An 11921-nucleotide genomic window follows, 5' to 3' on the forward strand; every position below is an offset into this window, starting at 1 on the left:
ACGAGGCAATGTACCGGCCAGAACTGCACCTTGCCCACTCCTGGTGACGCCCCACACAGGCCAGGCCCTGCCGGTGGGCACCCTCCGTGGACACGTGTCCGGTGGATGCCGGCCATCCGCGTCAGCGCCCCCGTCGGCCGGCTTCCATCAGCCACGCCCTAGTCGCGCTGCTTGAGCAGTGTGACCTTCCTGCCCTCCTCGTCCCGCATCGCCTCGCTGCCGACCCCGGCCTTCACCTGCAGGAGCAGGGGCTCCTTCGCGCCGGGATGGGTGGCGGTGACCCGGATGGTCTGGTCCGGGCGCATGAAGAAGGTGACCTCGACGGGTGTGCCGCGGGGATGGCCACCCGGGATACCGGCGATGGCACCCTCAACGATCACCTTGTTGTCCTCCGGCACGGGCGACTCGGCGCTCGTGCCCTGCTCGAACACGCGGATGTCGACCTCGGCCTGGTTGTCGGAGACCGTGTAGAAGGTCCGCGTCACCTCGATCGGCAACGGGTCGTTGCGGTGCGCCAGGAACGCGGCGACCGTCTTGCCCCTGTCCTCGGCAAAGATCCCGAAACCGCGCGAGGTCACGTTGACGATCTTCGTTTTCACCAGGTCCGCCACGGCGGTGGTGTCCAGCCCGAAGCTGTCGGCCGCCCCGGACGCCGCCTGTCGCACGTCGGCCGGCTCCGCCGCCTCCAGGCCCTCCCCCTCGGCGAGCCTGCCCTTCGCGACCAGATCGTCGATGACCTGGCGTTCCAGCTCCTTCTTCTGCCCGAACACCGCCGCGCCCTTGGCCACCGCAAGATCGGGATCGACGAGACGGGGAGTCACGCCGAACTCCTCGGTCAGCTTCCGGGTGATGGCGGGGCTCTTGCTCATCCCCCCGACGAGCAGGCAGACGTCGACGTGGTCGACACCGCGCTCCTTCGCCCGGTCGAGCACCGAGCCGGTCAGGTCGAGCGTGCGCTGCAGCAACGGCGCCGTGATCTCCTCAAGGTCGGCGCGGGTGACGGTCACGCTCGTGCGCCGGCCGGCATGGACCACCAGCACGTCCACGCTCTCCCGGCCCGAGAGCGCCAGCTTCGCCTCCTCCGCCGCGGTCAGCAGCTCCTGCTCGTCGTAGACGTCGTCGAGCGGGTCGCCTGCGTCGGGCTGCGCCTCGACGAACTTCTGCGCGAGGAAGCGCACCAGCTCGGCGTCCCAGTCGGCGCCGCCCAGCTCGTGGTCGCCGTCGGTGGCGACCACCGTGATCTCGTTCTCCGACAGCCGGATGACCGTGGTGTCGAAGGTGCCGCCGCCGAGGTCGTAGACCAGCACGGTGGACTCCGCCGCGCCGCCCCGCGCGAACCCGTAGGCGAAGGCGGCGGCGGTCGGCTCGTTGATGATGTCGACGACGTTCAGCCCGGCGAGCGTCCCGGCGAGTTTCGTCGCCTTGCGCTCCTCGTCGCCGAAGTAGGCGGGCACGGTGATGACCACGTCGGTCACCGGGTTCCCGGTCACCCGCCGCGCGTCGGCGGCCAGGGCCTTGAGCACGAGGCTGGACACCGCGGAAGCGCTGTACTCCTCGCCGTGGACGACGAACCGCCAGTCCGCCTCGCCCATGTGCCGCTTGACCAGGCTCGCCACGTCGTCCGGACGGATCCGGGCCTGCCGCTTGGCCTGCGTGCCGACGACGAAGCTGACGTCGCCGTCGGCCGACTCGTCGAAGAGCACCACCGACGGTGTGGTCGGCTGCGACTCGATGTTACGGATGACGTCCGGGCGTCCGTACTCGTCCACCTGGGCGATACACGAGTACGTCGTCCCCAGGTCGATCCCGAACACCTTCGTCCGCGTCATGTAGCTTCCCTCCGCCAAACCGCGGCCACCGCCCAAGGCCCGAGCACACGAAGAACAGATCGCGCTGCCCGCGACCCGTCGGCCAGGGGCACCAGACCTCCTGGGCCTGCCAGGCCGGTTCCCGGCGCCCGGATTCGGCGGGGAACCGGGCACCGGGAACCATGGCCGCGCGGTTGTTGACCCTCTTTGTCGGCCTTCTGCTGTTGTCGGCCCTCTAGTGTGCCCGAAAGACCTCCACCTCGGCTGGACGCACCACGATCGACTCACCACGGACGAACCCGGGTTTGACGGTTCGGGCGATCGTCCGGTCGCGCTTGGCGTCGTCCGTACCGATACGGCGTACGCCGACGTGCCGGGCCGGATCGAAGGGCATGCCCACGACCGCGGTGTACGGGCGGACGTCCACAGCAACATCCATGATCTGCAACAACTGCGTACGCAGGATACCGGCGACGCTCTGGCCGTCGTCCGCACCCAGGCTCGTCATCTGGTCGTGTAGCCGCATCAGGCCCCGCAGCAACGGCGACATCGCCTCGGTCAGCTCGCCCGCCCGCAACCGGGTGTTCTCGGCGTGCAGGCGGTCCACCAGGTCGGCGTCGTGACGCCGGAGCCTGGCCAACTCCTCGACCCGCCGGGCCAGGTCGTCCAGGCGGGCGGCGACGACGGTGGCCGCGGAACCATCGGCGCTGCCGTCGATGACGGCGTTCTCGGCGGGAGCCTTGCCCTCGGCGGGAACCTTGCCCTCGGCCGCGGCCTTCTCCTCGGCGACGGTCGCATCGGCGACAGTGCCGTCGGTGACAGTGCTGTAGGTGACGGTGTCGACGGGCCCGCTGGCAACGCCCTGCCCGCCAGCGGGCCTGCCGGTGGCACCAGCCGCGGGGGGCCGTGTCGGGGGCTGCTCTGCGACGACGGTCACGACCGGTTCCAGCGATGGGAGGTTGGCCGGCGGGGCGTCACGTCCGGCGTCCCCGGCCTCTCCGGCGCCGGCCACGATCTCCCCCGGGTCTGCCTCGTCGCCGTTGTCACCCGGCGGCACCGGATGTGGCGTATCGGCCACCGACCCGTGCCGTAGTCGGGATGTCGAAGCAGGCCCACCGTCCGCGGGCGGTACCGGCACCGGCCGGGTCACCGCCGCTTCCGCTCCCCGGCCGCGCGCAGCCACATCCCCTCGCCCCCCTGATCCCGGCCCTGTTGACCGTTTGCTGTCTATATGCGCCTACTTACGTCCCGGAGTCCAGTTCAGACCCCAGCCGAAGGCCCGGTCAAGCTCCTGGTGGCCGCCGACATAGCGCACCTCCCGGTTCACGATGAGGTCGTTGCCGCCCTGGTTGGTCAGCAGCGCGATCGCGCACATCCGGGCACTACCGGCCCGCTCGTCCAGCCGGACCTCGATGGGCACGCCCCGCGCCGGGGTGAGGGTCACCACCGCGCCGGCCTGGTCGAAGTTCGGGACGCCGGAATAGACGAAAGCGAAGATCAGCAGACGGCGGATCTCCGAGACATGGGCGAGGTTGACGAACAGGTTCTCCCCACCGGTGGAGGCACCGGTACGGTCGTCGGCGTCGAGCTGGACGTACGGGGGTGTCTCGAAGGAGCCGAACGCGTTACCGAGCGCCTGCACGACCCCTTTACGGCCGTCGGCGAGCTCGTACAGGCTGGCCAGGTCGAGGTCGATCCCGCCCTGCCCGGCGCTCAGCACCCGCTTGAGGAGGCCGCCCCGGCCGCCGGCACCCGCCGCGCCCTGGGCGTTCCAGTTGAGGTTGACGTGCAGCCGCCCGCCGCCACCCTGCTTGCTCAGGGAGACCGAGGGCGAGCTCTTGGTCAGGGTCACCTTGTTCAGCGACACCCCGGGCGTGCCGGACGGTGAGCCGGCGGATGAGCCGGACGACGAGTCGGCGGATGAGTCGGTAGATCGCTTGGTGTAGTCGATGGACATGTTCCGCTCCCTTGTGGTGGTCGTGTCAGCAAGCCGGACGGCCTGTTGCCGGATCGCCGCGAACCCCCCCGTGGTGGCACGTACTGGTGGTGGCACGTACACGGTCAAGGATCTTCGCTGTCGTGAACGCCACCGTCCATGGACGGCGCTGTCCATGGACGCACGACTGTCATGAACGGGCAGTAACGATCTCGCGCTGCCGTTCGTCCGGGCCGTCGCCGTCGTCCTCGCTCTCGCCGGCACGCCGCTCCTTGTTCCGGCGCCGGAGGGAGGAGACCAGGGCAACGCCGATGAACCCGACACCGACGAGACCAGTGATGATCTCCGGAACCTCGGTCTCGATGCTGACGGCGAGGATCACCGCGAGCGCGCCGATGGCGTAGTGGGCACCGTGCTCCAGATAGACGTACTCCTGCAGGGTGCCCTTGCGGACGAGGTAGACGGTGATCGACCGGATGTACATGGCGCCGATACCGAGCCCGGCCGCGATGACGAAGATCTCCTGCGTGATCGCGAAAGCACCTACCACGCCGTCGAAGGAGAACGACGCGTCCAGCACCTCCAGATACATGAACAGGAAGAACGCGGCCTTTCCCGACGCGAGGACCAGCGCGTTGGGACCGCCTTTACCGCCGGTCGCCTCCGCCGTGGACGCGGCTCCCGCGGGCACCACCGCGGTGGCGTCGCCGGTGTCCTTCTCAGCCTCCTGCGCGTCATCGTCGTCGGCTCCCACACCACGCGCCTCGAAGAACTCACCGAGACCACGCACGCCCAGATAGGTGGCGATACCGGCGACACCGGCCGTGAGCACCTGCTGGGTCGCGTCACCGGAGAACGCCTCGGCGACGATGAGCAGCGCGACGAGCGCGACCACGGCCGACAGCACGTCGAGCTGCCCCGCTCTGCGCAGCGGCTCCTCGATCCAGCGGAGCCACTGGACGTCACGTTCGGGGTCGAACATGAAATCCAGAAAGATCATGAAGAGGAAGATGCCACCGAAGGCGGCAATGGCCGGATGCGCGTCGTGCAGCCGGGTCGCGTACTCGTCCGGGTTGTTCAACGCGAGGTCGAAGACCTCGATGGGGCCGAGATGGGCGGTGAGCGCGACGATGACGATCGGGAACAACAGGCGCATCCCGAACACGGCGATCAGGACGCCGACGGTGAGGAATATCTTCTGCCAGAACTCGTTCATCCGGCGCAGGATCGTGGCGTTGATGACCGCGTTGTCGAACGACAGGCTTATTTCCAGCACGGCCAGGATGGCGACGATTGCGGCCGTCTTCGGGCCGTCGAGCACACCGGCCAGCGCGACACCGGCCACGGTGATCGCCAGCGACCAACCAAAAATTCGCAGTGCATGCACGAGGACAGGCAACCTTCCTCCGGACCGGGTCTGGCGCGGCACCGGGAGCACCACCCACCGCGCCTCGACCCCGGTCCGGAGCATCGAGGCATCACATCGACCTCACGTCGGCCCGGAGCGGGCGCGGCCCAGGTCGTAACCATGCCCTGACCACGCCCGCGCAGCTGCGGGGGCCATCCGGCCGTAGACCACGATCCCGGGCATCGTAACCGGCCGGGCCGACATCACCGGGTAACGGTCAAACCGGGACCATCGGCGTCCGGCACCGAGCGTGGGCCGTCACCAGGCATCCAACGACCCGCCCGCGGCCCACCGGGCGCGGTGGCACCGGCGCTCCCGGTCCGCTTCACCCGGCCCGGGCCGGCCAGCCACGACGGCCGGGCGTCGGCGCGGAGGGATCAGACATTGACTCCGTAGTCCCGGGCGATTCCGGCAAGCCCGGACGCATAACCCTGGCCGACAGCCCGGAACTTCCACTCGGCGCCGTGCCGGTACACTTCACCGAAGACCATCGCAGTTTCGGTGGAGGCGTCCTCGGTGAGATCGTAACGCGCGATCTCGGCGCCCCCCACCCCGTTCACGATCCTGATGAACGCATTGCGGACCTGACCGAAGTTCTGCTGGCGTGCATCCGCGTCATAGATCGAAACCGGAAACACCACCTTGTCGACCTCCGCGGGCAGACTGGCGAGGCTCACGTTGATCGCTTCATCGTCACCTTCTCCCTCACCGGTGAGGTTGTCGCCCTGATGCTCGATGGCGCCGTCCGGGCTCTTGAGATTGTTGAAGAAGACGAAGTGGCTGTCCGAGAGGACCTTGCCATCGGATCTGAGGGCAATCGCGCTCGCGTCAAGATCGAAATCAGCGCCGGTCGTGCTGCGGACATCCCAGCCGAGACCGACGACGATGTTGGTCAGACCGGGTGCCTCCTTGGTCAGCGAAACGTTTCCGCCCTTACTGAGGCTGACTCCCACTTACTCCTCCTGCTGTCATTGCGATCGGGGCTGTTGCTGTATTTCGGGGCCCTGGCCACCCCCCGCACCGAACGCGACGCAGCCTACTGGGCTCGATCACGCATGCCCACGGCGACGTGGGGTTATGGGGCCTGTGTTCTGCGGGACGAACGGGACCTCTCCAGGGTTCCCGGACGCACGCGCAGGCTCGTCCGGGACTGCTCCCCGGGGCAGCTGGCGACCGCCGGCGCGGCGTGTGCGGGCGGGCGTCGGTGAAGCGCGCCGAGCAGGTGGCGCCCCACCCGCGTGGGCCCGCCGGGCCCGGGTATCCCGGAGCGGGACCGATGACGGACCAGCACGCGCCCGGCACCGGGTCCGGCCGCGAACGCGCATCAACGTGGAGACTTCGATCCGATGCCGACATCCCCCTCCCCCGGCGGAGTACCTCCGCATCCCCAACACGTCCCCACCTGGTGGTCCCACGCTGTTCACGTTGGGGCGCCACCAATCGGTACAGGAGAGGCCGACTATCAAGGGGTGGTTCACCTGGATAAGGTCGCGGCGATGATCGGACGTTCCATAGGCCGGGTTGTCATCTCTGACGTCAGCCCCGCCGTATCCTGTGGGCAGTGGCCGTCGCGGGCAGTCGAGGGTGAGACCCTCACCGTCGCCGCGACGGTATTCTGTGACGGGCATGATCTGATCGGTGCCAACGTGGCACTGTCAGGTCCGGACGGTCGCGGGAACCCGTTCACCCGGATGCGGCAGGTCACAGCGGGCACCGATCGTTACGAAGCCGAGGTCCGGGTCGATTCGGAGGGCCTGTGGGGCTTCCGCGTCGAGGCGTGGGCCGACCCGGTGGCCACCTGGCGGCACGCTGTCGAGGTCAAGACGGCCGCTGGCCAGAGCACGGACGAACTGTCGGTGGACTTCGAGGACGGCGCCCGGCTCCTGCTGCGCGCCCTGCCCGGGATCCCCGAAGGCCGGCGGGCGGCGGTCCGGCACGCCGTCGACGTCCTGCGCGACGACACGCTGACGGATCCGCGCGCGCGGATCGCGGCGGCGTGCGACCCGGCGCTGGTCGACCTGCTCACCCGGTGCCCGCTGCGGGAGCTCATCACCCGCTCGCCCCTGTACCGGATCTGGGTGGACCGGCCCCGGGCCCTGTTCGGCAGCTGGTACGAGTTCTTTCCCCGTTCCGAGGGAGCGAGCCTTCACCCGCCGCGGTCGGGCACGTTCGCGACCGCGGCCGAGCGGCTGCCCGCCGTCGCCGCGATGGGTTTCGACGTGGTCTACCTACCGCCGATCCACCCCATCGGGGAGGTCAACCGCAAGGGCCCGAACAACACCCTGGTCACGGGCCCCGACGACCCGGGCTCGCCGTGGGCGATCGGCAGTGACGCCGGCGGCCACGACGCCGTCCACCCGGACCTGGGGACGATCGACGACTTCGACGACTTCGTCGCCAGGGCCCGCGCCCTGGGCATGGAGATCGCCCTCGACCTGGCCCTGCAGTGCGCGCCCGACCACCCGTGGGCCAAGGTCCACCCGGAATGGTTCACTGTGCGCAGCGACGGCTCCATCGCGTACGCGGAGAACCCGCCGAAGAAGTACCAGGACATCTACCCGCTCAACTTCGACAGCGACCCGGTCGGGCTCTACCACGAGGTGCTGCGCGTGGTCAGGTACTGGACCTCGCACGGGGTACGGATATTCCGGGTCGACAATCCCCACACCAAGCCGGTCCAGTTCTGGGAGTGGCTCATCGCCGAGGTGAAGTCGGTCGAGCCGGACGTGCTCTTCCTGTCCGAGGCGTTCACCCGGCCGCCCATGATGCGGGCGCTGGCGCAGGCCGGTTTCACCCAGTCATACACCTACTTCACCTGGCGCAACACGAAGTCGGAGCTGGAGACATACGGCCGGGAGCTGCTCGAAACCGCACACTACATGCGTCCCAATTTCTTCGTCAACACCCCCGACATTCTGCCCGGCTACCTGCAGGAGGGTGGTGAGGCGGCATTCAGGATTCGCGCGGTGCTGGCATCGATGATGTCGCCGTCGTGGGGAGTCTACGCGGGCTACGAGCTGTTCGAGAACGCTCCTGTACGAGCTGGCGGCGAGGAGTACCTGGACTCCGAGAAATACCAGTACCGACCGCGGGACTGGGCCGGCGCCGAAAACGCCGGACGCTCGCTCGCACCATATCTTGCCAGGCTGAACCGGATACGCAGGGAACATCCGGCGCTGCACTGGCTGCGCAACCTTCGTTTTCACCATGCCGATGGCGACGATTTCCTCGTCTTCTCCAAGCGCTCCGGGGGGGCAGCGGGCGACGACTGCGTCCTGGTCGTCGTCAACCTGGATCCGCACAACACCCGGGAGACGACCGTCCGTCTCGACATGCCCGCCCTCGGTCTCGAGTGGCGGGAGACATTCGACGTTCACGACGAGATCAGCGGGGCTGACTACACGTGGGGGCAAGAGAATTACGTCCGGCTGGACCCGGCGACGGAACCAGCTCACATCCTCGACGTCCGGCGCAGGGCATGAGTGCCAGGGACACCGGAACCACCGAAGACGACAGAGGCGCCGAGGGAGCCAGCGGCGCCGGGGACACCAGGAGCGCCGAAAGCAGGCCGTCGGCCGGCGACGCCAGGCCACCGTCGGCCGACGAACTGTCCCGCGACCCGCTGTGGTTCAAGCGGGCGGTCTTCTACGAGGTCCTCATCCGCGGCTTTGCCGACTCCAACGGCGACGGCACGGGCGACCTGCGCGGGCTCACCAGCAAACTCGACTACCTGAGCTGGCTCGGGGTCGACTGCCTGTGGCTGCTGCCGATCTACGAATCACCGCTGCGGGACGGCGGGTACGACATCTCCGACTACTTCCAGATCCTGCCGGAATTCGGTGACCTCGGGGACTTCGTCAACCTGGTGGACGAGGCCCACCGCCGGGGCATCCGGATCATCGCGGACCTGGTCATGAACCACACCTCCGACCAGCACCCGTGGTTCCTGGCCTCTCGCAGCGACCCGGACGGCCCGTACGGCGACTTCTACGTGTGGTCGGACACGGACCAGAAGTTCCTCGACGCCCGGATCATCTTCGTCGACACGGAGAAGTCGAACTGGACCTGGGACCCGGTGCGCGGCCAGTACTACTGGCACCGTTTCTTCTCCCACCAGCCCGACCTCAACTATGATAATCCGGACGTCCAGGAAGCCATGATCGAGGTGCTGCGCTTCTGGCTGGACCTCGGTATCGACGGATTCCGGCTGGACGCCGTCCCGTACCTCTACGTACGGGAGGAAACCAACGGCGAGAACCTGCCGGAGACCCACGAATATCTGCGTCGAATCCGTAAGGAGTTCGACGCGAAATACGCCGACCGGGTGCTGCTGGCCGAGGCGAACCAGTGGCCGTCCGACGTCGTCCAGTACTTCGGCGACGACGACGAGTGTCATATGGCGTTCCATTTCCCGTTGATGCCACGGATCTTCATGGCGGTCCGCCGGGAGTCCCGTTACCCCATCTCGGAGATCCTGGCGCAGACACCGGCGATCCCGCCGAACTGCCAGTGGGGCATCTTCCTGCGCAACCACGACGAACTGACCCTGGAGATGGTCACCGACGAGGAACGCGACTACATGTACGCCGAGTACGCGAAGGACCCGCGCATGAAGGCGAACATCGGAATACGCCGACGGCTCGCCCCGCTGCTGGAGAACAGCCGTGACCAGATGGAACTCTTCACCGCGCTGCTGCTCTCGCTGCCCGGTTCACCGGTGATCTACTACGGCGACGAGATCGGCATGGGTGACAACATCTACCTGGGTGACCGGGACGGTGTGCGGACGCCGATGCAGTGGTCCCCGGACCGCAATGCCGGTTTTTCCACGAGCGATCCGGCCCGGCTCTACCTGCCACCCATCATGGATCCGGTGTACGGGTACCAGGCGCTGAATGTCGAGGCCGGGCAGCGGATGCCGACGTCCTTTCTGGCCTGGACCCGGCGGATGATCGAGGTGCGCAAGCGGCATCCGGTCTTCGGCCTCGGCAGTTTCGAGGAGTTCCCGGCGTCCAATCCGTCCGTTTTCGCCTTTGTCCGGGAGTTCGGCGACGACCGAGTGCTCTGCGTGGCCAACCTGTCACGTTTCGCTCAGCCGGTGGAGCTCGACCTCCGCAGGTTCACCGGAATGGTGCCGGTTGAACTGCTCGGCGGGGTGCGCTTCCCGCCGATCGGGGAACTGCCGTACCTGTTGACTCTGGCCGGGCACGGACACTACTGGTTCGCGCTCACTCGGGCGGGGGAACTGGGCTCCTGACGGGCCGGGACGTACCGACCGGTCAGACATACGGCAGGGTAGGGCGTACACGTCCGAGGATGGTCGCCAGATGGTGGCGCGCGAGGAGGTCGACGATGGTGGGCGGCAATTCTGATCTGGTCGCCCTCCTGACCTCCTGGCTGCCGCGGCAGCGCTGGTTCGCCGGCAAGGGCCGGCCCTGGGCCGGCCTGCGTGTCGTCCGCAACGTGCGGCTGTCCGACCTGCTGCACCACTTCGTCGTCGAGGTCCGCTATGCCGACGGCGGGCTGGCCGACCATTACCAGATACCCCTGGTGGTACGGCCGGACGCGCCCTACGGGCACGAGGCCTTCTTCGTCGGCAAGTCCGCCGACGGGCTGGTCTACGACGGGCTGCACGATCCGGACGGCAGCGCCGCCCTGCTGGCGTTCATCCGTGGCCGGACGGCCCACGACGGGCTCGTGCCGTACACGCTGGAGGAGTTGGAGCTCTTCCCCGCCCATGTGATCGGCGCGGAGCAGTCCAACACCTCGGTCGTGTACGGCGACGCCTACATCCTGAAGGTCTTCCGGCGGCTGTGGCCGGGGACGAACCCGGATCTGGAGATGACCCGCGCGCTCGCCGACGCGGGCAGCCCCAGCGTGGCCCGGCCGCTGGCCTGGCTGGACGGTGTTCTCGACGGCCAGCGCACCACGTTCGCGTTCATGCAGGAGTTCCTCCGCAGCGGTACCGAAGGCTGGCGGCTCGCCCTCGCCAGCGTGCGGGACCTCTACGCGGAGGCGGACCTGCACGCCGACGAGGTCGGCGGCGACTTCGCGGCCGAGTCCGAGCGGCTGGGCGCGGCCACCGCGGACGTGCACCGCATCATCGCCGAGACGCTTCCCACGGCTGTCGGCGACGCCGAGACCCTGCGGGCGCAGGCCACCGGGATGCACAGCCGGCTGGACGCCGCGATCAGGGCCGTCGAGCAGTTGCGGGCCTTCGAGACGGGGCTGCGCGCCGCCTACGACGAGCTCGCCCGTCAGACATCACCGGTCGCCCTGCAGCGCGTGCACGGCGACTACCATCTGGGTCAGGTGCTACGGGTCGACTCGGGGTGGGTACTCTTCGACTTCGAAGGCGAACCGGCACGTCCGCTGGCAGAACGCACAGCGCTACAGTCCGTCCATCGTGATGTCGCCGGCATGCTCCGATCATTCGACTACGCAGCCCAGTCGTTGTTGTTGGAACGGTCGCTGTTGGTGGAACGGGAGGACGAGTCCGGACTCAGATATCGCGCGCAGGAATGGGCGACTCGCAACCGTGACGCCTTCTGCGCCGGGTACGCCAGCGTCCGCGGGCACGACCCACGCGAGGAAGCTGCCCTGTTGCGAGCGTCCGAGCTCGACAAGGCTGTGTACGAAGTCGTCTACGAGGCCCGTCACCGTCCATCGTGGCTGCCGATCCCGCTCGGTTCGGTCGAACGGCTGACCTCCACGGACTGATGACTACGTTCTAAGGATGGCGTGTTGTCCATGATCGGTCCTGACGGCG

General features: G+C 68.2%; 8 protein-coding genes. 3 read left to right on the forward strand and 5 right to left on the reverse strand.

All coding sequences use genetic code 11. The features are described 5' to 3' along the window. Window positions 1-158: 158 nt before the first annotated feature. The 5 genes from CM1CMNOD_RS17720 to CM1CMNOD_RS17740 all read right to left on the reverse strand — a co-directional run bounded on the left by CM1CMNOD_RS17720 (window position 159) and on the right by CM1CMNOD_RS17740 (window position 6105). A complete protein-coding gene (locus CM1CMNOD_RS17720; protein ID WP_013874965.1) occupies window positions 159-1829 on the reverse strand; it encodes an Hsp70 family protein in 1671 nt (556 codons plus the stop codon). Window positions 1830-2043: 214 nt separating this feature from the next. Further along, on the reverse strand, window positions 2044-2958 hold the full coding sequence (locus tag CM1CMNOD_RS17725; protein ID WP_131772828.1) for a nucleotide exchange factor GrpE: 915 nt from the start codon (window positions 2956-2958) through the stop codon (window positions 2044-2046). Window positions 2959-3045: 87 nt separating this feature from the next. Next, window positions 3046-3765: a TerD family protein gene (locus tag CM1CMNOD_RS17730; protein ID WP_013874967.1), complete on the reverse strand. Its 720-nt coding sequence runs from the start codon at window positions 3763-3765 to the stop codon at window positions 3046-3048. A 169-nt stretch (window positions 3766-3934) separates the two neighbouring features. Then, the gene (locus CM1CMNOD_RS17735) at window positions 3935-5131 is read right to left on the reverse strand and encodes a DUF475 domain-containing protein (RefSeq protein WP_043607069.1); all 1197 of its coding nucleotides are present in this window, start codon (window positions 5129-5131) and stop codon (window positions 3935-3937) included. A gap of 398 nt (window positions 5132-5529) precedes the next feature. Next, window positions 5530-6105, reverse strand: a complete 576-nt coding sequence (locus CM1CMNOD_RS17740) for a TerD family protein (RefSeq protein ID WP_013874969.1) — start codon at window positions 6103-6105, stop codon at window positions 5530-5532. Between the two features lie 543 nt (window positions 6106-6648). On the opposite strand from CM1CMNOD_RS17740, the gene CM1CMNOD_RS17745 reads away from it, so the two are divergent. The 3 genes from CM1CMNOD_RS17745 (at window position 6649) to CM1CMNOD_RS17755 (ending at window position 11872) form a co-directional block, all read left to right on the forward strand. Beyond that, window positions 6649-8634, forward strand: a complete 1986-nt coding sequence (locus tag CM1CMNOD_RS17745; protein ID WP_013874970.1) for an alpha-1,4-glucan--maltose-1-phosphate maltosyltransferase — start codon at window positions 6649-6651, stop codon at window positions 8632-8634. After that, window positions 8631-10409 (forward strand): maltose alpha-D-glucosyltransferase, encoded by a 1779-nt coding sequence (gene treS / locus CM1CMNOD_RS17750; RefSeq protein WP_013874971.1) that lies wholly within the window; start codon window positions 8631-8633, stop codon window positions 10407-10409. Before CM1CMNOD_RS17745 ends, treS begins: the two co-directional genes overlap by 4 nt. A gap of 95 nt (window positions 10410-10504) precedes the next feature. Then, on the forward strand, window positions 10505-11872 hold the full coding sequence (locus tag CM1CMNOD_RS17755; protein ID WP_013874972.1) for a maltokinase N-terminal cap-like domain-containing protein: 1368 nt from the start codon (window positions 10505-10507) through the stop codon (window positions 11870-11872). Window positions 11873-11921: the final 49 nt, after the last annotated feature.

The organism is Protofrankia symbiont of Coriaria myrtifolia (genome assembly GCF_900634755.1).
GTDB classification, from domain to species: Bacteria; Actinomycetota; Actinomycetes; order Frankiales; family Frankiaceae; genus Protofrankia; species Protofrankia coriariae.

What these genes read in the sequence shown, in the direction of transcription:
- CM1CMNOD_RS17720 (WP_013874965.1), bottom strand. Translation starts at nt 1,829, where the DNA reads ATGACGCGGACGAAGGTGTTCGGGATCGACCTGGGGACGACGTACTCG.
- CM1CMNOD_RS17730 (WP_013874967.1), bottom strand. Translation starts at nt 3,765, where the DNA reads ATGTCCATCGACTACACCAAGCGATCTACCGACTCATCCGCCGACTCG.
- CM1CMNOD_RS17745 (WP_013874970.1), top strand. Translation starts at nt 6,649, where the DNA reads ATGATCGGACGTTCCATAGGCCGGGTTGTCATCTCTGACGTCAGCCCC.
- treS (WP_013874971.1), top strand. Translation starts at nt 8,631, where the DNA reads ATGAGTGCCAGGGACACCGGAACCACCGAAGACGACAGAGGCGCCGAG.
- CM1CMNOD_RS17755 (WP_013874972.1), top strand. Translation starts at nt 10,505, where the DNA reads ATGGTGGGCGGCAATTCTGATCTGGTCGCCCTCCTGACCTCCTGGCTG.